We start from the raw sequence: 22,910 nt of genomic DNA, 5'->3' as shown, positions 1-22,910 counted from the left end.
CAGCCCCTTTGTGTCTCCCCCGTCCGATGAGCGCCGGCGTCCTGGTCCGGCGGACCGTGCGCGGTGCGACGGCACTGCGCGGCGGCCGCCGCCGGCGTCCGACCCCGTACCAGGTCTTCGGGTTCCTGTTCTGGCTGGTGATGTCGCTGGCGTACTGGCGCGTGCCGCTGTGCTGCGACGCCGGGCAGCACGCGGCGGTCGTCGAACGTCTGAAGGACGGCCTGCTCCACCCGCGCCACCCCATGGCCGATCTGCCGGGTGCGGGCAGCCCGTACTACTCGCCGTACGCGGTCGCGCAGGGCGCGTTCGCGCGGCTGACGGGGCTGGGCGGGTGGGAGGTGGTGAGGCTCGCCGGGCCGGTGAACCTGCTGGTCCTGCTGGTGGGCATCGGCCGTTTCGTGCGCGTGCTGACGCCGAGACAGTGGGCGCCGGTGCTGGCGCTGGCCGCGATGACGCTGCTGTGGGGGACCGAGCGGGCGTGGTGGAGCGGGTATCTCGGGCTGATGTCGATGACGGGGAATCTGGGGTATCCGTCGACGTTCGCGATCGGGCTGGCGTTCTGGGCCTGGGGGGTTACGGGGGTACGGGCTCGGGACGGTGGGCGGGCGGTGGGGTACGCCGGGCTCGGCACGCTGTACGGGGTGATCCTGCTGATCCACCCGATCACGGCGGTGGCGGCCGTGCTGGGGGCGGTGGCCCTGGTCGCCGGATGGCAGCGGGGCCGGTCCGCGGCCGTCGTGGGGCGGTGGGCGCTGGTGGGTGTCACGGCGCTGCTGGTCGCCGCCTGCTGGCCGTACTTCGACGTGCTCGCGCTGGCCGGGGACGGCAGCGTGGACGCGATGCACCGGCGGCTCTACCGGGATCTCGACGGGCACTTCGGGCTGGCACTGCTGGGGCTGCCGGCGCTGTGGCTGCGGGGCAGGCGTTCTGCGCGCGATCCCCTCGTCCTGATGTTCGCCCTCGACTGCCTGGTCGTGGCGTACGGCTGGGTCAGCGGGCACTACACGTACGGCAGGATCCTCGGACTCACGCTGGTGCCCCTGCAGTTCGCGCTGGCGGTGGAGCTGGCGGCGCCGCGGCCGTGGGGGGCGTGGCGGCGGGTGCTGGGCGGGGCCGCGGCGGCCGGGGCGTGTGCCGGCTTCCTCACGGTCCACGCCGGGGCGGTCGTCCCGCGCTCGCTGGACCCCGTCGGCTTCGCGCAGCCGCCGCGCTGGCCGTCGTACGAGTGGGCCGCGCGGCACATGGAACCCGGCGAGGTCGTGATCACCGACGGTTACTACTCCGTGCACGCGATCGCGGGATACGGCCCGAACCTCGCCGCGCCCGCCTGGCCGGACGCGGCCCTGGACGAACGGGAGCGGCTGCGGCGGGTCGCGGACGTCCGCGCCTACCTCGCCCCGGCCTCGACCCGCGCCGAACGCACCGCCGTCGCCCGCCGCTATCGCGTGCGCTGGCTGCTGCTGACGCGCTGGCACCCGGTGCCCGAGGAGGCGGTCGTGGTGGCGTGGAGCAGGCGGACGGGGGAGGTGTTGGCGCGGGTCGGGTGAGGTGTGTACGGGGTATTCCGGCGGTTACTCGATGACGAGGTCGACCTCGATGTTGCCGCGCGTGGCGTTGGAGTAGGGGCAGACCTGGTGGGCCTGCTCGACCAGCTTGCGGCCGGTCGCCTCGTCCACGGTGTCGGGCAGCTCGACGCGGAGGGTGACCTTGAGGCCGAAGCCCTCACCCTGCTTGCCTATGCCGACCTCGGCGGTGACGGCGGCGTCGCTCACGTCGACCTTGGCCTGACGGCCGACGAGGCCGAGGGCGCTGCCGAAGCAGGCGGCGTAACCGGCGGCGAACAGCTGCTCCGGGTTGGTGCCCTGCCCGTTGCCGCCCATCTCCACCGGTATGCCGAGCGCGAGGTCGATCTTGCCGTCGGAGGAGACGGCACGGCCCTCACGGCCGTGGGTGGCGGTGGCGACAGCGGTGTAGAGCGCGTCCATGGAAAACCATCCCTCTCACGTTGCGGCGGCCCGGACGGGCCGCCTCACGACCACAAGTAGAGCACACAATTCAATTGCCCACAACTGAATGGCTCGCAAGAGCTATCCTGGAGACATGACTCGAACGCCGACACCCGCCACCACCGAGGAGAACTGGCTGCGCCTGGACTCCCAGATCTGCTTCTCGCTGCACGCCGCCTCACGCGCCTTCAACGGCGTCTACCGCGTGGTCCTCAAGGAGCTCGGACTGACGTACCCGCAGTACCTGGTGATGCTGGTGTTGTGGGAGCGGGGCGAGCTGCCCGTGAAGAAGCTGGGCGAGCATCTGCGCCTCGACTCCGGCACGCTCTCGCCGCTGCTCAAGCGACTGGAGGCGGCCGGTCTGGTCCGCCGGGAGCGCAGCGCCCGCGACGAACGCTCGGTGGAGGTACGGCTGACCGAGGAGGGCGTGGCGCTGCGCGAGCGCGCGCTTCAGGTGCCGCGCCGGATCGCCGCCGCGACCGGCTTCGACCTCGACGAGATCCGCGACCTGCGCGAACGCCTCGACCAACTCACCACGACGCTGGACGCGGCCGCACTGGGGGAGACGCCGGGCTGCGAGTAGCAAGCTCGTGGTGAGTCATGGATTGTCGGCGTATCAGCGCTGTCACGGCATTCGCCCGACTTACGATCCGTCGTGATGAAACGTCCCACCGGCACTCCGCAGGTCGCCGTCGTCGTCATCGGCCACAACGACGCCTCCCACGCGACAGACGCCGTCCGCTCGGCACTCGCGCAGGGCCCCGCCGTCGCCGAGGTCGTCGCCGTCGACGACTGCTCGACGGACAGCAGCGCGGACCTGCTCGCCGCCCTGGCCGCGACGGAACCGCGGGTACGGCTCATCCGCCGCCCGGCCAACAGCGGCGGCTGCGGCACCCCCCGCAACACCGGACTCGACGCGGTGACCTCGCCGTACGTGATGTTCCTGGACAGCGACGACATCCTGCCGCCCGGCGCGGTGGACGCACTGCTCACGGCGGCGACGGAGGCGTGCGCGGAGGTGGCGGGCGGCCTGTGTGTGCGCCGGGAGCTGCCCGAAGGGCGTGAAGTGCCCTGGCAGGCGTCCCTTTACGCGGCGCACGCCGTGATCGAGCGCCCCGCACTGCGCCCGCGGCTGGTCCACGACACCCTCTGCGTCAACAAGCTCTACCGCACCGACTTCCTGAACGCGCACGGCATCCGGTTCCCAGAAGGCCGCTTCCCGTACGAGGACTTCGTGTTCACCGCGCGCATGCTGGCCGCCGGCCCACGCATCGCCCTCGTCCCGGACACGGTGTACGTCTGGCATGTGCGCCGGTCCGCCGAGCGGCTGTCGATCTCCCTGGACCGCGCCGGCATCGAGAACTGGCAGGCGCGCACGCACGCGTGCCGACTGACGTACGAGATCCTCCTCACCGCCGGACAGAAGGCGCTCGCACGGGCGGCACGCGCGAAGTTCCTCGACCACGAGCTGCGCATGTACGTGCGCGAGCTGGGACTGCACGACGCGCACTACCGGCGTGCGTGGTGGGCGCACACTCGGGCGTACCTCGCCGAGTACGACGCGGCCGACTGGGCCGGCAACCCCACCGCGCCCGGTCGCATCCTCGCCCGCGTGGTCCTCGCCTCCCCCGAGCCGCGCGACCTGCCCCGCCTCCGGGACCTCGCGGCCCGCCCCGCACGCCTCCTCCCTCCCTACGCGCACGCCTCCGACGGCACCCCCGTCTGGTCGGCCGACCTTCCCCGGATCACCCTGGAACCCCTCCTCACCCGCCCCGTCCGCCTCCTCCCCCTCGCCGTCGACGCGGAACTGCGCCCACGCGCGCGTGCCACCCGCCTGCGCCTGCGGCTCCGCCTGCACGACCTGTACGGCCGGCTGTCCGAGGCGGGCGGGGAATCGGGCCCGGAGACGGTAGAGGTGGAGTGGCGGCGCCGCGGGGACGGCCACGCGGGTCACAGCCGTACGACCGCACTCGCGCCCACCCCCGACGGCAAATGGTCGGCCGAGACGACGGTCGACGCGGCCGCGCTCGGCGCGGGCACCTGGGACCTGCGCCTGCGCCTCGTCTTCCGCGACGGCGCGCACCGCGACGTCACGGCGCACGCGCTGGCGGGCGCCGGTCTGCTGCGCCGTCGTGCCGTGTTGAGCGCCCGTCACGGCGTGGTGCTGGTGCAGCCGTACGCCACGCACTCCGGCGCCCTGGCACTGCGAGTCGCCACCGGTTCACGCGGAATTGTCGCGGTTGCCCGTCGCAGACTCCGGCACCTGCTTCACTGATGACTGGTACCTCACTTTTGACCGACCTTTGACCGATGAGAGGGCGGCCGCACATGACCTGGCTGATCACCGGAGGCGCCGGCTACATCGGGGCGCATGTCGTACGGGCGATGACGGAGACGGGCGAGCGGGCGGTGGTGTACGACGACCTGTCCACCGGCATCGCCGAGCGCGTCCCCGAAGGGGTCCCGCTGGTGGTGGGCTCGATCCTGGACGGCGACCGCGTCGCCCGCGCCCTCGCGGACCACGGCGTCACCGGCGTCGTCCATCTGGCGGCGAAGAAGCAGGTCGGCGAATCGGTCGACCTGCCGCTGCGCTACTACCGGGAGAACGTCGAGGGCCTGCGCGTGCTCCTGGAGGCCGTGACGGCGGCCGGCGTGCCCTCCTTCGTGCTCTCGTCCTCCGCGGCGGTGTACGGCATGCCGGACGCCGCCCGCTACGGCGACCTGGTGACGGAGGAAACGCCCTGCGTGCCGATGTCGCCGTACGGAGAGACCAAGCTGGCCGGCGAGTGGCTGGTCAGGGCGACGGGCCGGGCGACGGGCCTTTCCACGGCGTCACTGCGCTACTTCAACGTGGCGGGCGCGGCGAGCCCGGAGCTCGCGGACGTCGGCGTCTTCAACCTCATCCCCATGGTCTTCGAGAAACTGACGGAGAATGCGCCCCCGCGCATCTTCGGCGACGACTACGAGACCCCCGACGGGACCTGCGTGCGCGACTACATCCACGTCGTCGACCTGGCCGAGGCCCATGTGGCGGCGGCCCGCGCCCTCCAGGCCTCCCCCGGCCGCGACCTCACCCTCAACATCGGGCGCGGGGAAGGCGTTTCGGTCCGCGAGATGATCGACCACATCAACGCCCTCACCGGCTACGACCGTCCCCCCACGGTCACTCCACGCCGCCCCGGCGATCCACCCCGCGTCGTGGCCTCCGCCGACCGCGCCGCCACGGAACTGGGCTGGACGGCCAAGCACGACGTCCAGGACATGATCACGTCGGCGTGGGAGGGCTGGGTACGGCTGCATCCGGAGGCGGCGCGGGACTGATCGGCCTCGCCGGCCTCGCTGCCTGGGAGCCGCCGCCTGCCGGGCGGCGGCTCGAACTCATCCGAGCCAGGTCACACGTTGGACGTACACGCGCTTCCGATAGTCGATGACCTGGCACCACACCATGAGCGGCGCCACGGCGATCCCCCTCAGACCCTGCGGGTTCGTCACACCGGCCCCGTCGCCCGGGTCCTGGCCCAACGAGGCGAGCACGACGAGTTCCCGTGCGATCTCCGCTCAGCCTCGCGCAGAATCGCGTTGCTCTCTGCCATGGCGGCTCGGAACGTGGCTTCCCCGGCGGTGTCGTCCTGGGAGATCCGCTCGGCCTCAGGCAGACGAGCCGCGCGCTGCGGATCCCTCTCAATGGATACGAAGACGCCCCAGCGTGGGGCGCGCGAAGTACCTCGGCCGATGGTCAAACTTCGATGGCGCACGCTCGACTTTCCATGACGCAGGGCACTGAGTGTAGAGATGTACCTCGATGTCCCGTCTCGATGGATCTGGTCCCTGTATCAGATGATCCAGTCCGATTCGCTTCTGATCTCAGTTGATGTGGTTCGCTGGCTTGTGACTGCGCACACGGCGCGGGGCGCGTTCACCGTGGTGCGGTCCAGCAGCGGCTTCGTGGTCCTTGCCTCGCCGACTCGATCCGAGCCGCTTGCTGGAGATCAGCAGCTGCCTCCGAGGAGCCCAGCGACGTCCGCCACAGCGGATGTCGAGCGGTGCCTGTTCAGCTCGGCAGCTCATCGTCAAGCTGCGTCAGCTCCGCCGTGCTCAGCTTGAGATCCGCGGCCCGGGCCGAGTCCCGGATGGATGCCGGGCGGCTGGCTCCCGGCACCGGGATCGTTGCCGGGGAGCGGGTGAGCAGCCATGCCAGGGCGATCTGATGCGGGCTCACGCCGCGCTCGGCCGCGATGCGGTGGAAGGCTGTGCCCGCGGAGGTGGGGCCCGACGGGCCGTCGAGGGAGCTGCGGGAGATGCCACCCAGCGGGCTCCAGGGCAGGAAGGCCAGGCCCAGCTCCGCGCTCAGCCGCAGTTCGGGCTCGCTGCTGCGCACAGCGGGGGAGTACTGGTTCTGCACGGAGACGAGCCCGTCGCCGAGTATCGCGTGCGCCTCGCGGATCTGGGCGGTGTTCACGTTGGAGATCCCAGCGGCGCGGATCGTCCCGGCGTCGAGCAGCTCGAGCAGTGCGCCGACGGAGTCGGCCCAGGGCACGGCCGGGTCCGGCTTGTGCAGCTGGTAGAGACCGATGGCCTCGACGCCCAATCGCTTCCGGGATGCCTCGGCGGCGTGCTTGAGGTGCCCGGGGGTGCCGGTGACCGTCCAGCTGCCGTCGCCGGGCCGGCCGCGGCCGCCCTTGGTGGCGACGAGGACACCGGAGGTGTCGCTGCCGTAGCGGGCCAGGGCGCGGGCGACGAGGAGCTCGTTGTGGCCCCTCTCGCCGACGTGCCAGTGGTAGCTGTCGGCGGTGTCGATGAGCGTGACACCCGCGTCGAGGGCGGCGTGGAGGGTGGCGATGGCCCGCTTCTCGTCCGGTCGCCCCTCGATGGACAGCGGCATGGCGCCCAGGCCGACGGCGCTGACGGTGGTGTTCCCGATGGTGCGGTACTCCATGGCGGATTGTTCCTCAGGCAGCAGGGATGGCGGATACGTCGAGGGCTTCGGCGACGGCATCCGGCAGCCAGTCGGTGGCGTGGGAGAAGAAGAAGCCCAGTTCCTTGGCGCGGGCGTTGCTCATGGCGTAGTGGCGGTCGAAGGAGAAGGGGGAGGCCGCCTCCCCCGCGACGACGGTCCGGTACACGGGCTCCTGGCCGGTCTGCGCGGCGATGATGGCGGCGAGGCCGCGTACGTCGAGCAGTTCGTCGGAGCAGGCGTTCACCGGGCCGGTGAAGTCGGTGGCCGTGGTCGCCCACAGCAGCAGGTCCGCCAGCTCCTCGTAGTGGATGAAGACCGTGGGCAGCACCTCGGCATGCACGGCGATCTCCGTGCCCTGGCCGATGTGCTCGATGTAGTGCGCCAGGCGACCGGTGAACTCCTGCACGCCGCCGCCAAGCACGTGGGCGCTGCGCACGGAGGCAAAGGCGAACCCGCCGTCCCGGGTGAAGACGGCCTCCGCCTGGCGCTTGCCCTCGGCGTAGTGGGCTTCCAGGTACGCCGCGTCGCGCCAGGGCAGGTCCATCCGTACCAGCCAGGCGGCGGGGTCCACGATGTCTTCCGGCACGGGTGTGCCGTACGGGACTGCGGGCAGTGCGGCGGTCGCCGGGTCGTACACCTCGATCGTGGACGTCATGACGTACCGAGCGGTGCGGCCGCGGAAGGCACGGGCGGCGATGGCGGCCTGCACGGGGGTGTAGCAGACCTGGTCGACGACCACGTCGAAGGCGCGGGAGCCGAGGGCGGCGGTGAGGGCGGTCTCGTCGTCGCGGTCGGCGACGAGGTGCTCGACACCGGGGGGCGGCGGGGTGGAGCCGCGGTTGATCACAGTGACCTGATGCCCGGCGGCCTGCAGCCGCTGGACCAGGAGCTTTCCGAAGTACCGACTGCCGCCGATGACACAGATTCTTTGCATGCCCCCATCCTGGCGATCTAATGTCACCAGCAGAAGTGCCGACTTACCTGATAGGCATTAAGGAATACTGTTGATCGATGTGCAGCGGCTTCGCGTCCTGCGGGCAGTGGCGGAGCACGGCAGCTTCAACCAGGCGGCGGCAGCTCTCCACCTCACACCCTCGGCCGTCTCCCAGCACGTGGCTGCCCTGGAGCGCAGCCTCGGCGCCCAGGTCGTAACGCGCAGCACACGTGGTGTCACCCTCACCCAGGCCGGTCGGATCATGGTCCAGGCCGCCGAGTCGGTCACCGCGGAGCTTGCGCACGCACAACAGCAGGTCGACCAGCTCGGCACAGGCCGCACACAACTCACCGTCGCCACGTTCACCAGCGGCGGCAGGTTTCTTCTGCCCGGAGCCCTCGCACGGTTTACGGCAGCCCATCCCGACACCGTGCTCCACATCAGCGAGGGCGAGCCCGAAGACAGCCTGCCGCTGGTCCGGCAAGGGGCCGTGGATCTCGCACTGGCCTATCACTTCGACGGCCCGCTGCCCGGACACGTGAGCCAGAACTCCAGCACGGAGTGGACTGCGCTCATGGAAGACCCCTTGCACGTCGTTCTGCCCGAGGGGCACCGACTGGCCGGCCGCGCCGCGCTCGACATCGCCGAACTGGCAGCCGAGCCCTGGGTGCTCGGCTGCCTCAAGACAGAGGCGTACCTGCGGCGTTATGCCGAGCGCGCCGGCTTCAACCCGGAGATGCGCGGCACGACAACCGACTACTTCTTCGCTCGCTCGCTCGTCGCCGCAGGCATGGGACTCTCCCTGATCCCCTCCATCGCGCTGGCCCCGGAGGTGCCAGGCCTGCGCACCGTCCCGATCAAGGAGCCGGTTCCGACTCGCCACATCGGCGTTGCCACGATCAGCCGCCGCCGCGACCACCCCCAGCTCGCGACCCTGATCAACGCTCTCCAGGAGCAGGCAGCCGCACTGGACGACACGTGACCGCGGGCCGGCTCCGGCTCCTGCGCAACTGTAGGGGCCCGGGGATCTTCTCGCGCGCGTCGAGTGCGGCGCGCAGGCCCTCGTCGCGGAAGTCCGGCGGCATCCGCACGTCCGGCACGGCCACGTCCGGGCGGTGCTCCAACAGCGCCGACAGGACCTCGGGGCGGCGCCGACGACGGCCACCGGCTCGCGTCCGGCCGACGTCAACAGGAGGACCAGCCCTTCACATCAGCAGGGCGTCGCCCTCGGCGATCACGACTCTCATGACAACCCCTTGCTCGATGACTCACAACGCTCGGTGGCTCACAGCGCCTTGAGCGCCTCCGCGGTCGCCCGCGCCAACGCCCCCAGATACCCCTTGGGCAGCTTCGGGCTGCGGATCACCACCGAGCGCCAGTACAGGGGGCCCGAGATCAGGTCCAGGGCCAGTTCGTCGTCGAAGCCCGTACGGATCTCGCCGCGCTGCTCCGCCGCCACCACGATCTTGCTGGCGACGCCCTCCTGGCCTTCCCGCAGGGCCTTCTGCATGGCCTCGGCGATCTCCGGGTTGCGGGCCGCCTCGGCCTGGAGGTCGGGGATGACCTGCGAGGCCACGGGGTGGCGCAGGGCGCGGGACGTCACCTCGTACAGCAACCGGAGGTCGCCCTCCAGGGATCCGGTGTCCGGGGCCGGCAGACCCTGCACCGCCATCGCCGAGACCACGTCGAGGACGAGGTGCAGCTTGGACCGCCAGCGGCGGTACACCGCGGTCTTGCCGACGCCCGCTCGGCGCGCGATGCCCTCGATGGACATCCGCGCATAGCCGACGGCCGCGAGCTCCTCGAAGACAGCCGCTCGGATGGCCTCCGTCACATCCTCCCGGAGCACGGCGGCTCCGGCGGGGGCCCGGCGGCGCGGACGCGTCTGCGGCTCGTCGGCGTTGGTCGTCATGCGGACCAGCATAGGGCGTTGCGACGAAACGGTCCCGTCCCGACGCAATCCGTCGCGACGAAACGGTTGCGTCCCGACGTCAGATCGGCCTACGCTCACGTTGCGACGATACGGTCCCGTCCCGACGTAAGAAAACGTGAAGAGAAGCGTAAGGAAACGCCGGGCGACGGACACGCACCACGCACCACGCCACCCCCCGAACGAAAGCAGCGGATGTGAGCCAGGTCCTCCACACACCGCCCCCGACGACAGCGACCCCACCCGCCGTCGACGACGACCTCGCGGCCCTCGCCGCCCGCCACGGCCTCACGGTCAGCGGTGCCCGCCCCTCCCTGCCCGAGTACGTCCGCCAGCTGTGGGCGCGGCGCCACTTCATCGCGGCGTTCTCGACCGCCAAGCTGACCGCGCAGTACAGCCAGGCGAAGCTGGGCCAGGTCTGGCAGGTGATGAACCCACTGCTGAACGCGGCGGTGTACTTCTTCATCTTCGGTGTGCTGCTGGGCACCAAGAAGGGCGTGCCGGACTACATCCCGTTCCTGGTGACGGGCGTGTTCATCTGGACGTTCACGCAGAGCTCGATCCTGGCGGGCACCCGCGCCATCTCCGGCAACCTCGGTCTCGTCCGGGCCCTGCACTTCCCGCGGGCCGCGCTGCCGATCTCCTTCTGTCTGCAACAGCTCCAGCAGCTGCTGTTCTCGATGGGCGCCCTGGTCGTGATCCTGCTCTGCTTCGGCGTGCCGGTCTCCGCGTCCTGGGTGCTGGCGATCCCCGCCCTGGTGCTGCAGTTCACCTTCAACGCCGGCGTCTCGATGATCATGGCCCGGCTGGGCGCGAAGACACCGGACATCGCACAGCTGATGCCGTTCATCCTGCGCACGTGGATGTACGTCTCGGGTGTGATGTGGAGCATCGACCACCTGCTCAGCAAGCACAACGACCTGCCGTCCTGGGTCGCGCCCGTCCTCCAGGCCAACCCGGCCGCCGTCTACATCGACCTGATGCGCTTCGCCCTGATCGACAGCTTCCACTCCAGCCAGCTGCCGCACCACGTGTGGCTGATCGCGGCCGGCTGGGCCCTGCTCGCCGGAGTCGGCGGCTTCATCTACTTCTGGAAGGCTGAGGAGACGTACGGCCGTGGCTGACAACACCGAGAACCCCTACACCGGCGACAGGATCCCCACCGTCGTCGTCGACGGCGTCGACATCGTCTACCGCGTCAACGGCACCGGCGCCGGCCGCGGCTCCGCGACCGCCGCCCTCAACCGCATGCTGCGCCGCAAGAAGGCCGAGCAGGCGGCGGGCGTACGCAAGGTGCACGCCGTGAAGAACGTGTCCTTCGTCGCGTACCGCGGCGAGGCCATCGGCCTGATCGGCACCAACGGATCCGGCAAGTCGACGCTGCTCAAGGCGGTCGCCGGCCTGCTCCCGGTGGAGAACGGCCGCATCCACACCGACGGCCAGCCCTCCCTGCTCGGCGTGAACGCGGCCCTGATGAACGACCTGACCGGCGAGCGCAACGTGTACCTCGGCGGCCTGGCCATGGGCATGTCCCGCGAGCAGGTCAAGGAGCGCTACCAGGAGATCGTCGACTTCTCCGGCATCAACGAGAAGGGCGATTTCATCACCCTCCCGATGCGGACGTACTCCTCCGGCATGGCCGCCCGTCTGCGCTTCTCCATCGCCGCCGCCAAGGACCACGACGTCCTCCTCATCGACGAGGCGCTGGCGACGGGCGACCGTTCCTTCCAGAAGCGTTCCGAGGCCCGCATCCGCGAGCTGCGCAAGCACGCGGGCACGGTCTTCCTGGTCAGCCACAGCAACAAGTCGATCCGCGACACCTGCGACCGGGTGCTGTGGCTGGAGCGCGGCGAGCTGCGCATGGACGGGCCGACGGAGGAGGTGCTGGAGGCGTACGAGGCGTTCACGGGCGGGCCGGACAAGGCCGCGAAGGCCAAGCCGAAGCCCCAGCCGAAACCAAAGGCGGTGCCTCTTCCTTCGTGAGGCCCTCGCGCATCCCCGCGCGTCCCTCGTGAGGCGCACCCCCGACCACCCCTTTCCTCACATTGATGCCAATATGACCGAAGAGGGTGCACCGGGAGCGAAGCCGAAGTGAAGGAGTCCCTGCGATGCCCGAGCTCAGCGTCATAGTCCACGGGCCGAACACGCAGGGACACCTGGCCGGACTCCTCGACTCCCTGGCCGCCGTGCCGCCGGCGGGCGTCGAGGTGATCGTGGCCGCGGTCGGCGCCTGGGCCCGGGACGCCGCCCAGGCGCACGCGGCTCCCGGGACGCTGGTACTGCCCCTGCCGGACGGGACGGACGACACCGCGGCCCGGGCGGCGGGCGCCGCGCGGGCCTCCGGCCGCTGGCTGCACTTCGTGCACGCCAAGGACGGCCTGCCTCCGGGCTCCCCCCGCACGGTCGCCGAGCGTGCCGCGGAGCTGCCGGACGAGGTGGACGTCCTCCTCTTCGACCACGTCCACAGCGCCTGGGACACGCCCGCGCTGCCCAGCCGGGACGGCCGCCTCCTCGCCCGCGCGGGCCGCGCCGACCTGCCCCTCGACGACGCCGCGAGGCTCCTCCGCCTGACCCCGCTGCTGGGCAACCGCGCGATCCGCACGGACTTCTGGCGGACGTACGAGGACCAGCTCACCGCAGACGACGAGCAGTTCACGGCGTACACCGCCCTCCTCCTCGCGAACCGGATCGCCTGCCTGAACCAAGTCGCGTACGAGGACCGCCGGTTGCGCCCCGAGAGCCTCCCGCCGCGCACCGCGCACCAGTACTACGCCCTCGTCGACCGCTACGAACGACTCCTCGCCCGCACCGAGGATCGCCCCGCCCCCCACGCCGTCCTCTACGACGTCATGGTCCACGACTGCCTGCGCACCTTCGCCCGCGCCGACCTGCCGGATCCGGTGGCGCGGGAGTTCTTCCACCGGGCGTCACAGGCGGCCGTACGCCACCGTCCCGAGAACCACCGGCGCCCCGTCGGCCCCGAGGGCATACGCCGCGCTCTCCTCGAAGAGGGCGCGTACACCAGGTACCGCGCCTTCCAGACCGCCAACCGGGCGCGGCGCGCGGTGAGATCGACACTCAGGGACCGCAAGAGCGCTGCCGCGGCCAAGCTCCGCGACCACCAGTACCGCAAGGCGCTGAGCCGCCCCGTGAACCCCAACCTGGCTGTCTTCACGGCCTATTGGAACCGCGGCGTCGCCTGCAACCCGGCGGCGATCGCCGCCGAGCTCGCCGAACTCGCCCCGCAGATCCACCCGGTGTGGGTGGTGACCCCGGAGAACGCGCCCCTCCTCCCGCCCGGCACGGACCACGTCACGCCCGGCACCCGTCGCTACTGGGAGACACTGGCGAGCGCGAAGTACCTGGTCAACAACGTCAACTTCCCGAACGCCGTGGTCAAACGCCCGGACGCGGTCCACCTCCAGACCCACCACGGCACGCCCCTCAAGCGCATGGGCCTGGACCAGATGGACTTCCCGGCCGCCGCGAAGGGCCTGGACTTCGACGCCCTGCTCGCCCGCATCGACAAGTGGGACTACAGCGTCTCCGCGAACAGCCACACGACCCGCATGTGGGAGCGGGCGTACCCCTCCCGTTTCATTTCTCTCGACCACGGCTATCCGCGCAACGACGTCTACTACGCGGCCGGAGCCGAGGACATCCGCGCGATCCGCGCCCGCCTGGGCATCCCTCCGGGCCACCGCGCGATCCTCTACGCCCCCACCCACCGCGACTACGAGGCCGGCTGGACCCCCCGTCTCGACCTCGCCGCCCTGGCCGACCGCCTCGGCGGGGAAACGGTCCTGCTGGTGCGCGGCCACTACTTCTACGGCTCGGCATCCCCCCTGACGGGCCTGCGCCGCACGGGCAGGATCATCGACGTCTCCTCCTACGACCCCGTCGAGGAGCTCTGCCTGGCCGCCGACGCGCTGGTCACGGACTACTCGTCGATCATGTTCGACTACGCCAACCTCGACCGCCCGATCGTCATCCACGCCGACGACTGGGAGACGTACCGCACCACGCGCGGCGTCTACTTCGACCTGATGGCCGAACCACCGGGCCAGGTGTCGCGCACGCAGGAGGAACTGACGGACATCCTCACCACGGACGCCTGGCGCGACGAGGGCGCGGAAAAGACCCGGGCCGCCTTCCGGCGCCGGTTCTGTGAGTACGACGACGGACACGCCGCCGAACGGGTCGTACGCCGTGTCTTCCTCGGCGAGAGCGAGGAGTCGCTGCCGCCGGTGATCCCGGTCGAGGACCGCACGACGGCGCCCACCCCCCAGGAGGCCTCATGATCCCGGACGTCACCGTGACGGTCATCGTCCACAACGACGCCGAACGCCTCCCCCGCGCGGTCGCCTCGGTCCGCCGCCAGACCCATCACCACATCGAGATCATCATCAGCGACGACCACTCGACGGACGAAACCCCGCAAGTGGCAAGAGAGTTGGCGGCCCAGGACCCCCGTATCCGGCTCCTCCGTCTGCCGGAGAACAGCGGCGGCTGCAGCGCCCCGCGCAACCGGGCGCTGGAGATCGCCCGGGCGCCGTACCTGATGTTCCTGGACAGCGACGACGAACTCACCCAGAACGCGGTCGAGTTGCTGCTCGCCGCCCACCGCGAGCAGGAGATCGACTTCGCGATGGGAGCGGTGCGGCGGGTCAGGGCGGACAGCGGCCGCCGCTCGACCTGGATGCGGCACCTGGTGACCGAGCGCCGCACCCTCGACGGCATCGAGACCGACCCCCGTCTCCTCTTCGAGCACTTGGCGACGAGCAAGATGTACGCCCGCGCCTTCCTGGACCGCCACGACCTGCGCTTCCCCGAGGGCATCCACTACGAGGACCAGCTGTTCACGGCCCAGGCGTACTGCCTGGCGAAGTCGTTCACGATCATCCCCGAGCCGGTCTACCGCTGGTACATCGCCCCGCAGGCGGCCCCGCAAGCGGCGTCGATCTCCAACCAGCGCCACAAGCTCACCAACGTCCGCGACCGCGTCCACGTGCAGCACCTGATCGACGACTTCCTGGCCGCGTCCGGGCACGAGTCGCTGCGCGAGGACAAGGACTACAAGTTCCTCAAGCACGACTTCCGCATGTACGCCGGTGACCTGCCCCACCGCGACGAGGCATGGCTTGAGTCCTTCGCGGACCTGGTGAACCCGTACCTGGCGACGCTGACGCCCTCCGCGTACGCCCGCCTCCCGCGTGCCGAACGCGTGGTCCTCCAACTGGTTCGCGACCGCCGCCTGGCGGATGCCCAGCTGGCGGCCCGCGGCCTGGGCCACGGGGTCGCGCCGAGGCAGGTGACGGCGGACGAGCACGGCAGAACGTACTGGGGCGACCACGTCCCCCCCTCGGAAACCTCCCGCCGCGAACTGGAGGTCACCGACCTGGACCTGGACACGCGCCCCTTCCCGAGCGCCCAGTTCCGCCACGAGATCACGGAGCTCACGCACGGCCCCGGCGCCTCGCTCGATCTCACCATCCGCACCTACGACCCCGGCCTCCGCCTTCCCGTGGGCCCGGTACGCGCAAGCCTCCTCCTGGCCCCCGGCCGCCACCGTCTGACGGTCCCCTTCCGTCTCTCCCCCCTCCGCCCGGGAATCTTCGAAGGCCAAGTCCACCTGGACCTGACCACGGCCCCCCTCCCCCTTCAGGGCTTCGCCGGCACCCGCCACCCCCTGCTCCGCCTCACCCACCAGGGCCTGACCCACACGTCCCTCCTCCTGACCCCCCTGACCTTCCCGCCCCGCACCACCCACGTCGACTACCACGCCGGCGCAACCCCGCACCGGGTCACGGTGGAACCGGAGGGCCGCGGCCCCGGCCGCCTCCAGGTGCGGTGGGAGCCCGTGGGGGTGACGGCGAGGCTGATACGTCCGGTGGCACGACGGCTGGCCAGACCGAGGGTGAGGAGGGCGGCGCGGTTGGTCAGGAGCGCGCTGAGGTGACTTTTCAGCGCCGGTCCGCATCATCCAGCCCTCACCGCACCACCGCGTACAGCACCTGCCCACCCGGCCCCCGAGTCACCACCCGCAACCCGCCAACCCCTCGCAACCGCTCCCCCCGATCCACCACCCACCGCACCCCATACGCCCGCACGATCTCCCGCCGCTCACCCGCCGACGTCCCCGCCGCGAAGTACCGCCGCACAGCAGCCACCCGCCGCCCCTCGTCCGCCAGAAAGAAGTCGGGATACCCGGGCGCCACGGTGTAGGCCCCGTACGCCGGAATCTGCCGAGCCGGAAACGTCCGAGCCATCACCACGTCCCCGTACTTCACCCACGGGGTGATCCAGTGGTACCCCACCCAAGGCGCCCGGTACTTCTCCGCCACCGCGTCCGGCAACACTCCCCGCCCCACCACGTACCCCACAGTCCCCACCTGCGTCCACGCCCCCACGGCCAACGCCCCGGCGAGCCCACAGACCCACCCCGTCCGCAAGGCCCGCGGTTCGACCGCCTCCACCGCCGCGGCGATCTGCGCCGGAATCAACGCGGCCGGCAGCACCCGCCCCCACGAGTAGTCCCCGCTCAGCCCACCCACCGCGAAGACCATCACCCCCAGCGCGAAGAACAGCACCAACGGATCCCACCGATCCCGCCGCCACCGCACCACCAGCGCCACCACCCCCACCAGCACCAGCCCGAACCGCCCGACCGGATCCCGGTACAGCACCCGATGCACCGACTCCAGATCCTCACCGGCCCCGAACAACGCGAAGAAGTCGTAGTACGGCCACAACCACAGCACCACCACCCCCACCACCAGCCCACCCCCGAGCCGCGCCCACACGGCCCTGTCCGGTCGCGCGGCGATCACCGTGGCGAGCGCGCCCAGGGAGGCCACGACTCCCGAGAACTGGTGGCAGAGCAGGATCACCGCCCACAGCGCCCCGAGCCCGAGCCACGTTCCCCACCCGGCCGGCCCGCGCGGCGCGCCCGCCAGCCACGCCCAGAAGTGAAACGCGAGCCCCAACGCGAACACACTCGGATACGACACCGTCAACGCCAACGAATTGAGTCCCAGAAACCCGCTCCACGCGAACAGCACGGGCCCCCACAGAAACAGCAGGCACAGCAACGCCAACGCCGGCGCCGCCCGACGCGCGCTCAGCGTGCGGACGTACCGCCACACGCCCGTCACCAGCAGTCCCAGCCCCACCACCGCACCGATCCGCAGCACGACGAAGACCGAGAATCCCGTCACCCGTGCGAGGCACCCGAGCAGCAGCATCCACGGCGAGTAGTACGGACTCGGCGTGTCCGCGTCCACGAGCGGATTCCCGGGGCGCACCAGACTGTGCCGCAGCCGCTCGATCGTCGCCGCGTGCATCCCGAGGTCACCGGCCCATGGCAGCCGCACGATCACCAGGAGCAGCAAGAGCAGCACCAGCGCGGCGACCGCCAGCGGCGAGGTTCTAACCGCGGCGCGCATCGTGCTGGAACACCCAGGTGCGATACACGAGGAAACGGAAGGCCGAGGCGAGCACGATCGACAGGGCCTTCACCGCATTCGACTCCAGCGGCCCGTTCAGCCCGAGTCCGTGATAGCCGACGTAGAACAGCCCGCTTTCCATGACCACACCGAGCCCGCTGAAGCCGAAGAACATCCCGATCTGGCGTCGCGTACGTGCCGCCCGGTCGCGATAGGCGAAATAGCGGAAGCCCAGGTAGTTGGTGCCCATGGCGACGACGCTGGCCAGTACGGTCGCGACCATGGCCCGCCACCCGAGGCCGTGCAGCAGCACGTTGAAGACGACGAAATTCACCGCGACGCCGCTTCCGCCGACGACCCCGAAGTTCACCACTTCACGAAGAACCCGCTTCACCGGCCGGGCACGAACGACGGGAGCGGCCACTCGCTCCTCGGAGAGGTTCACAGTCACCTCATAAGCCTTAGCCGGAAACGGTAAGTCCTCCACCCGATTCGCCCCAAAACCCGCCTAAGGCACGCCAAGAAAGACGCCCCGAGCCATTCCGGCCCGGGGCGCCCTGATGGTCGTACGGCCAATCCGTCCGTCTACGAATGCGACCGCAGCAGCGTCCTCATCGTCCGCATCGCCACCGACAGATTCGCCAGATCGAACGTTTCCGACCCCTGGATCTCGTCCAGAGTCGTCCGCGCCCGCCCCAGGATCGCCGCGTTCTTCTCCTCCCACGCCTTGAAGCGCTGCTCGGGAGTCGACGTGCCGTTGCCCGCCGCCAGCACGTCGGCCGTGACCGCCGAGTGGGCCGCGTACAGATCCTCGCGGATGGAGGCGCGGGCCATGGACTGCCAGCGGTCGGCACGGGGCAGCTCGATGATGCGGTCCATCAGCTGGGTGATGCGCAGGCGGTCGGCCAGGTCGTAGTAGACCTCGGCGACGTCCAGCGGCTCCCGGCCCATGCGGTCGGCGACCGAGACGATGTCGAGCGTCGGGAAGGCGGAGGAGAAACCGGACACGCGCGTGGCCAGCTCGTCCGGCACGCCGGCGCCGGTCAGCTCGTCGTAGATCTTCTGGTACCACTCCAGGTCCGCGCCCTTGAGCAGCTTCGGCAGCTGCGCCCACACCTGCTCGACCCGCTCGCCGAAGAAGTCGACCGTCTCGGCGAGCTGGATCGGCTGCGGCCGGTTGTTGAGCAGCCAGCGCGTGCCGCGTTCCACCAGGCGGCGCGAGTGCAGCCGGATCCGGGTCAGTACGGCGGCCTCGACCTGGTTGTCGAGGCCCTCGACCCCGTCCCACACGACGCCGGAGCGGAAGATGGCACGGGCCGCGGTCTGCGCCCGCACGATCTCCTCCAGCGAGGCGCCGGTCTCCTCGCGCAGGCGGTGCAGGTAGGTCGTACCGCCCGTGTTGACCGTGTCGTTGACCAGGACGGTCGTGGTGATCTCGCGGTGCAGCGGGTGACTGTCGATGCGCTCGGCGAACTGCTCGCGCAGGGCGCTCGGGAAGTACGCGTGCAGCAGACCGCGCAGGTAGGGGTCGTCCGGCAGCGAGGTGTACAGCAGCTCCTCGGCGACCGTGATCTTCGTGTACGCCAGCAGGACGGCCGTCTCCGGGCTCGTCAGGCCCTGGCCCTGGCTGAGCCGTTCGCGGATCTGGCGGTCGGTGGGCAGGAACTCCAGGGCCCGGTCGAGATGGCCCTCGCGCACCAGGTGCTTCATGAAGCGCTGCTGGGCGTGGAGCATGTCCTTGGACTGGGCCAGCGCGTTGGCGATCGCCGTGTTCTGGGCGTAGTTGTTGCGCAGGACCAGGTGGCCGACCTCGTCGGTCATCTCGGCGAGCAGCTTGTTGCGCTGCTTGACGGTCATGTCGCCGTCCGCGACCAGGCCGTTGAGCAGGATCTTGATGTTCACCTCGTGGTCGGAGGTGTCCACGCCCGCGCTGTTGTCGATGGCATCGGTGTTGATCTTGCCGCCGTGCAGCGCGAACTCGATCCGGCCGAGCTGGGTCAGACCCAGGTTGCCGCCCTCGCCGACGACCCGGACGCGCAGGTCCTTGCCGTCGACGCGGATGGCGTCGTTGGCCTTGTCACCGACGTCCGCGTGGGTTTCCGTCGAGGCCTTGACGTACGTACCGATGCCGCCGTTCCACAGCAGGTCCACCGGCGCCTTGAGGATGGCCTTCATCAGCTCGGCCGGGGTCATCTTGGAGACCTTGCCCTCGATACCGAGGGCCTGGCGGATGTGTGCGTTGACCGGGATCGCCTTGGCGGTACGGGGGAACACGCCGCCGCCCGTGGAGATGAGCTCGGTGTCGTAGTCGGCCCAGCTGGAGCGCGGCAGCCCGAAGACGCGGCGGCGCTCGGCGTAGGAGGTGGCCGCGTCGGGCTTCGGGTCGATGAAGATGTGCCGGTGGTCGAAGGCGGCGACCAGGCGGATGTGCTCGCTGAGCAGCATGCCGTTGCCGAACACGTCACCGGACATGTCGCCGATGCCGACGACCGTGAAGTCCTCGGCCTGCGTGTTCACGCCCAGCTCGCGGAAGTGCCGCTTGACGGACTCCCAGGCACCGCGGGCGGTGATGCCCATGCCCTTGTGGTCGTAGCCCGCGCTGCCGCCGGAGGCGAAGGCGTCGCCGAGCCAGAAGTTGTAGGTCTCGGCGACCTCGTTGGCGATGTCCGAGAAGGTCGCGGTGCCCTTGTCGGCGGCGACGACGAGGTAGGTGTCGTCCCCGTCGTGCCGGACGACGTCGGCGGGCGGGACCACCTCTCCGGCGACCATGTTGTCGGTGATGTCGAGCAGCGCGGAGATGAAGGTCTTGTAGCTGCGGATGCCCTCCGCCAGCCAGGCGTCCCGGTCGACGGCCGGGTCGGGCAGGTGCTTGGCGACGAAGCCGCCCTTGGCGCCGACGGGCACGATGACGGTGTTCTTCACCATCTGCGCCTTGACCAGCCCGAGGATCTCGGTCCGGAAGTCCTCACGCCGGTCGGACCAGCGCAGCCCACCGCGCGCGACCTTCCCGAACCGCAGGTGCACACCTTCCACCCGCGGCGAGTACACCCAGATCTCGTACGCCGGACGCGGCGCCGGCAGATCCGGCATCGCCTGCGGGTCGAACTTCATGGAGACGTACTCGTGCGGCCTGCCACCCGCCGCCTCCTGGAAGAAGTTCGTACGAAGGGTCGCCTTGATGACGGTCAGGAAGGACCGCAGAATCCGGTCCTCGTCCAGGCTGGCCACCTGGTCCAGGGCGGCGTCCAGCTCCTCCAGCAGGGCGTCGGTCAGCTCGGTGCCGGCGCGCTGCCGGTCCGGCGACATCCGCGCCTCGAACAGCGAGACGAGCAGCCGGGTCGTGTGGACGTTGTTACGGAGGGTGTCCTCCATGTAGTCCTGGCTGAACGTCGAGCCCGCCTGCCGCAGGTACTTCGCGTACGCCCGCAGCACCATCGCCTGGCGCCAGCTCAACCCGGCGCGCAGCACGAGCGCGTTGAAGCCGTCGTTCTCCGCCTGGCCGTTCCAGGTGGCGGCGAAGGCGTCCTGGAACCGCTCGCGCCCGTCGTCGCCGAGGTAGTCGCCGCTGCCGCTCTTCGGCTGGGGCATGCGCAGACCGAAGTCGTAGATCCAGGCGACGCTGCGGTCCGAGCAGCGCAGTTCGTACGGCCGCTCGTCCACCACCTCGACGCCGAGGCGGTTGAGGACCGGCAGTACGGCCGACAGGGAGATGGAGTCGCCCTTGCGGTAGATCTTGAACCGGCGCTCCTCGGGCGTCGCGCCCACGGGCTCGTAGAGGCTCAGCGCGAAGTTCTTCTCCTCCGTGAGCTGTTCCACGTGGGCGAGGTCGGCGACCGCGGAGCGCGAGGAGTGGTCGGCCTTGTAGCCCTCGGGGAAGGCGTTGCCGTAGCGGCGCAGCAGCTCCGCGGCCCGCTCCTCGCCGAACTCGGCGTTCAGCGCCTCCGCGAACCCGTCGGCCCACGACCGCGCGGCCTCCACCAGCCGGGCCTCGATGCGCTCCTTGTCGCTGTCGCTGAGCTGCGGCAGCTCGGTTCCCTGCGGGACGCGGACGACGAAGTGCAGCCGGGAGAGGATCGACTCGGTGTTCCAGGCGGTGAAGTCGACGCTGGTGCCGCCGAGTTCCTCCTTCAGGATGTCGATGATCCGCAGCCGTACGCCGGTGGTGTACCGGTCGCGGGGCAGGTACACGAGAGCGGAGTAGTAGCGCCCGTACTCGTCCTGCCGCAGGTAGAGCCGCAGCCGCCGCCGCTCCTGCAGGTACAGAACGGACGTGACGATGGACTGCAGCTCGTCGACCGGGGTCTGGAAGAGCTCGTCCCGCGGATAGGTCTCGAGGATCTGCAGCAGATCCCGCCCGTCGTGGCTGTTGGGCGAGAACCCGGCGCGCTCCAGCACTTCCTCGACCTTGCGCCGGATGACGGGCACGCGCCGCACGGACTCGGTGTAGGCGGCGGACGAGAACAACCCGAGGAAGCGCCGCTCACCGATGACATTGCCGTCCGCGTCGAACTTCTTGACGCCGATGTAGTCCAGGTACGACGGCCGGTGCACGGTGGACCGGCTGTTGGCCTTGGTCAGCACCAGCAGCTTGTGCTCGCGGGCCTTGGCGCGGGCGTCGGCGGGCAGCCGTTCGAAGGACGGGCTGACGGGGTGGCTCTCCTCGCTGGAGTGATGCGGGTCGGAGCGCAGAATGCCCAGCCCGGTGCCCGGCACCGCCGCCAGGGAGTCGTCCTCCCTGAGCTGGTACTCCCGATACCCGAGGAAGGTGAAGTGATCGTCGGCCAGCCAGCGCAGCAGCTCGCGGGCCTCCTCGATCTCCATCTCGCGCAGGTCGGAGGCGATGGGCTCCTTGGGCAGTTCGTCGGCCATGCGCAGCGCCGCGTCCCGCATCTTCTCCCAGTCCTCGACGGCCTCACGGGCGTCGGACAGGACGCGCAGCAGGTCGGCGGTGATCTGCTTCAGGTCGCCGCGGTCGGTCTCGCGGTCGATCTCGACGTGAATCCAGGACTCGATGTGCGCGTCGTGCGGCAGCTCACCGGTGGACGGCGTGGTGAGCAGCACCTCGACGAGCTTGCCGGTGACATCGCGCCGGACGACGATCTGCGGGTGGATGACGACGTGAATCCCCCGCCCCTGCCGCGTGAGCTCGTTCGTCACGGAGTCGACGAGGAAGGGCATGTCATCGGTGACGACTTCCACCACGGAGTGGCTGCAGGTCCACCCGTTCTCTTCCACAGTGGGCGTGTGGACCCGCACGTTGGCCGTGCCCTGCGGGCGGTTCTCGGCCAGCCGGTAGTGCGAGAGCGCGGCTCCGAAGATGTCGACCGGGTCGCGGTCGGAGAGGTCTTCCGGGGCGGTGTGCAGGTAGTAGCGCTGGAGGAACGAGAGCACGGAGTCGTGGTCAGGGGTGTCCGGGGTCTCCGGGGTGCCCTCGCCCGTCGTCCCAGTCGGTAGATGCCCCCCGACCGGGCTGTTCTCAGCGACCCGGGCGGCCCTCTCGAGCAGCTCGGCCTTGGCTTCGTCCAGCTTGGTCTGCATTGTCCTCTGGCTCCTGTCGCGCGCCGTTGCGTGACGTAGAAGGAAGTACGGTTTCTTCCCCTCCGACATAACGCCGCGACGCGGGGTGTCCGGTCTGCTT

At 70.4% G+C, this 22,910-nt stretch carries 17 protein-coding genes and 1 pseudogene; 9 read left to right on the top strand and 9 right to left on the bottom strand.

Annotated features, from left to right (window positions below):
* Positions 1–26: 26 nt before the first annotated feature.
* On the top strand, positions 27–1,547 hold the full coding sequence (locus tag ABT063_RS20555) for a hypothetical protein (protein WP_351058794.1): 1,521 nt from the start codon (positions 27–29) through the stop codon (positions 1,545–1,547).
* Between the two features lie 24 nt (positions 1,548–1,571).
* Here the strand turns inward: ABT063_RS20555 and ABT063_RS20550 are convergent, their stop codons facing one another.
* The gene (locus ABT063_RS20550; RefSeq protein ID WP_351058793.1) at positions 1,572–1,985 is read right to left on the bottom strand and encodes an organic hydroperoxide resistance protein; all 414 of its coding nucleotides are present in this window, start codon (positions 1,983–1,985) and stop codon (positions 1,572–1,574) included.
* 115 nt (positions 1,986–2,100) lie between these two features.
* Between ABT063_RS20550 and ABT063_RS20545 the strand changes: the two genes are divergently transcribed.
* From ABT063_RS20545 to galE, 3 genes are all read left to right on the top strand, one after another.
* On the top strand, positions 2,101–2,589 hold the full coding sequence (locus ABT063_RS20545) for a MarR family winged helix-turn-helix transcriptional regulator (RefSeq protein WP_351058792.1): 489 nt from the start codon (positions 2,101–2,103) through the stop codon (positions 2,587–2,589).
* A 75-nt stretch (positions 2,590–2,664) separates the two neighbouring features.
* Positions 2,665–4,281: a glycosyltransferase family 2 protein gene (locus ABT063_RS20540; RefSeq protein ID WP_351058791.1), complete on the top strand. Its 1,617-nt coding sequence runs from the start codon at positions 2,665–2,667 to the stop codon at positions 4,279–4,281.
* Positions 4,282–4,334: 53 nt separating this feature from the next.
* On the top strand, positions 4,335–5,327 hold the full coding sequence (galE, locus tag ABT063_RS20535) for a UDP-glucose 4-epimerase GalE (RefSeq protein WP_351058790.1): 993 nt from the start codon (positions 4,335–4,337) through the stop codon (positions 5,325–5,327).
* 57 nt (positions 5,328–5,384) lie between these two features.
* Here galE and ABT063_RS20530 read toward each other — a convergent pair whose 3' ends face one another.
* The 3 genes from ABT063_RS20530 to ABT063_RS20520 form a co-directional block, all read right to left on the bottom strand.
* Positions 5,385–5,540 (bottom strand): hypothetical protein, encoded by a 156-nt coding sequence (locus ABT063_RS20530; protein WP_351058789.1) that lies wholly within the window; start codon positions 5,538–5,540, stop codon positions 5,385–5,387.
* A gap of 517 nt (positions 5,541–6,057) precedes the next feature.
* A complete protein-coding gene (locus tag ABT063_RS20525; protein WP_351058788.1) occupies positions 6,058–6,942 on the bottom strand; it encodes an aldo/keto reductase in 885 nt (294 codons plus the stop codon).
* A gap of 13 nt (positions 6,943–6,955) precedes the next feature.
* Positions 6,956–7,897, bottom strand: coding sequence for an NAD-dependent epimerase/dehydratase family protein (locus ABT063_RS20520; RefSeq protein WP_351058787.1), 942 nt, complete (start codon positions 7,895–7,897; stop codon positions 6,956–6,958).
* Positions 7,898–7,967: 70 nt separating this feature from the next.
* On the opposite strand from ABT063_RS20520, the gene ABT063_RS20515 reads away from it, so the two are divergent.
* Positions 7,968–8,879, top strand: a complete 912-nt coding sequence (locus tag ABT063_RS20515; RefSeq protein WP_351058786.1) for a LysR family transcriptional regulator — start codon at positions 7,968–7,970, stop codon at positions 8,877–8,879.
* A gap of 37 nt (positions 8,880–8,916) precedes the next feature.
* Here the strand turns inward: ABT063_RS20515 and ABT063_RS20510 are convergent.
* Together ABT063_RS20510 and ABT063_RS20505 are read right to left on the bottom strand one after the other, a co-directional pair.
* Positions 8,917–9,144: pseudogene (locus tag ABT063_RS20510) on the bottom strand (helix-turn-helix domain-containing protein); the annotation flags it as partial.
* A gap of 38 nt (positions 9,145–9,182) precedes the next feature.
* Entirely contained in the window at positions 9,183–9,809 is a 627-nt protein-coding gene (locus tag ABT063_RS20505; RefSeq protein ID WP_351058785.1) for a TetR/AcrR family transcriptional regulator, read from the bottom strand.
* 215 nt (positions 9,810–10,024) lie between these two features.
* Between ABT063_RS20505 and ABT063_RS20500 the strand changes: the two genes are divergently transcribed.
* The 4 genes from ABT063_RS20500 (at position 10,025) to ABT063_RS20485 (ending at position 15,786) form a co-directional block, all read left to right on the top strand.
* Positions 10,025–10,951 (top strand): ABC transporter permease, encoded by a 927-nt coding sequence (locus tag ABT063_RS20500; RefSeq protein WP_351058784.1) that lies wholly within the window; start codon positions 10,025–10,027, stop codon positions 10,949–10,951.
* A complete protein-coding gene (locus ABT063_RS20495) occupies positions 10,944–11,810 on the top strand; it encodes an ABC transporter ATP-binding protein (RefSeq protein ID WP_351058783.1) in 867 nt (288 codons plus the stop codon). The genes ABT063_RS20500 and ABT063_RS20495 overlap by 8 nt, the downstream gene beginning before the upstream one ends.
* 125 nt (positions 11,811–11,935) lie before the next feature.
* The gene (locus ABT063_RS20490) at positions 11,936–14,128 is read left to right on the top strand and encodes a CDP-glycerol glycerophosphotransferase family protein (protein WP_351058782.1); all 2,193 of its coding nucleotides are present in this window, start codon (positions 11,936–11,938) and stop codon (positions 14,126–14,128) included.
* The gene (locus tag ABT063_RS20485; protein WP_351058781.1) at positions 14,125–15,786 is read left to right on the top strand and encodes a glycosyltransferase family 2 protein; all 1,662 of its coding nucleotides are present in this window, start codon (positions 14,125–14,127) and stop codon (positions 15,784–15,786) included. The genes ABT063_RS20490 and ABT063_RS20485 overlap by 4 nt, the downstream gene beginning before the upstream one ends.
* Positions 15,787–15,817: 31 nt before the next feature.
* On the opposite strand, the gene ABT063_RS20480 is transcribed toward ABT063_RS20485, so the two are convergent.
* From ABT063_RS20480 to ABT063_RS20470, 3 genes are all read right to left on the bottom strand, one after another.
* Positions 15,818–17,272 carry a putative glycosyltransferase family protein gene (locus ABT063_RS20480; RefSeq protein ID WP_351058780.1) on the bottom strand — a complete coding sequence of 485 codons (1,455 nt, stop codon included), beginning with the start codon at positions 17,270–17,272 and terminating at the stop codon, positions 15,818–15,820.
* Positions 17,256–17,723 carry a GtrA family protein gene (locus ABT063_RS20475; RefSeq protein WP_351058779.1) on the bottom strand — a complete coding sequence of 156 codons (468 nt, stop codon included), beginning with the start codon at positions 17,721–17,723 and terminating at the stop codon, positions 17,256–17,258. The genes ABT063_RS20480 and ABT063_RS20475 overlap by 17 nt, the downstream gene beginning before the upstream one ends.
* Positions 17,724–17,857: 134 nt before the next feature.
* Entirely contained in the window at positions 17,858–22,810 is a 4,953-nt protein-coding gene (locus tag ABT063_RS20470) for an NAD-glutamate dehydrogenase (RefSeq protein ID WP_351058778.1), read from the bottom strand.
* Between the last annotated feature and the right edge of the window lie 100 nt (positions 22,811–22,910).

Origin of the sequence: Streptomyces sp. NPDC002838 (genome assembly GCF_040295365.1) — a bacterium.
Taxonomy (GTDB): Bacteria; Actinomycetota; Actinomycetes; order Streptomycetales; family Streptomycetaceae; genus Streptomyces.
The sequence above is the reverse complement of the archived record's forward strand: the minus strand, read 5'-3'. Positions and strand labels throughout refer to the sequence as shown.

What these genes read in the sequence shown, in the direction of transcription:
- ABT063_RS20505 (WP_351058785.1), bottom strand. Translation starts at nt 9,809, where the DNA reads ATGACGACCAACGCCGACGAGCCGCAGACGCGTCCGCGCCGCCGGGCC.
- ABT063_RS20485 (WP_351058781.1), top strand. Translation starts at nt 14,125, where the DNA reads ATGATCCCGGACGTCACCGTGACGGTCATCGTCCACAACGACGCCGAA.
- ABT063_RS20550 (WP_351058793.1), bottom strand. Translation starts at nt 1,985, where the DNA reads ATGGACGCGCTCTACACCGCTGTCGCCACCGCCACCCACGGCCGTGAG.
- ABT063_RS20555 (WP_351058794.1), top strand. Translation starts at nt 27, where the DNA reads ATGAGCGCCGGCGTCCTGGTCCGGCGGACCGTGCGCGGTGCGACGGCA.
- ABT063_RS20545 (WP_351058792.1), top strand. Translation starts at nt 2,101, where the DNA reads ATGACTCGAACGCCGACACCCGCCACCACCGAGGAGAACTGGCTGCGC.
- ABT063_RS20520 (WP_351058787.1), bottom strand. Translation starts at nt 7,897, where the DNA reads ATGCAAAGAATCTGTGTCATCGGCGGCAGTCGGTACTTCGGAAAGCTC.
- ABT063_RS20540 (WP_351058791.1), top strand. Translation starts at nt 2,665, where the DNA reads ATGAAACGTCCCACCGGCACTCCGCAGGTCGCCGTCGTCGTCATCGGC.
- galE (WP_351058790.1), top strand. Translation starts at nt 4,335, where the DNA reads ATGACCTGGCTGATCACCGGAGGCGCCGGCTACATCGGGGCGCATGTC.
- ABT063_RS20490 (WP_351058782.1), top strand. Translation starts at nt 11,936, where the DNA reads ATGCCCGAGCTCAGCGTCATAGTCCACGGGCCGAACACGCAGGGACAC.
- ABT063_RS20470 (WP_351058778.1), bottom strand. Translation starts at nt 22,810, where the DNA reads ATGCAGACCAAGCTGGACGAAGCCAAGGCCGAGCTGCTCGAGAGGGCC.
- ABT063_RS20525 (WP_351058788.1), bottom strand. Translation starts at nt 6,942, where the DNA reads ATGGAGTACCGCACCATCGGGAACACCACCGTCAGCGCCGTCGGCCTG.
- ABT063_RS20480 (WP_351058780.1), bottom strand. Translation starts at nt 17,272, where the DNA reads ATGCGCGCCGCGGTTAGAACCTCGCCGCTGGCGGTCGCCGCGCTGGTG.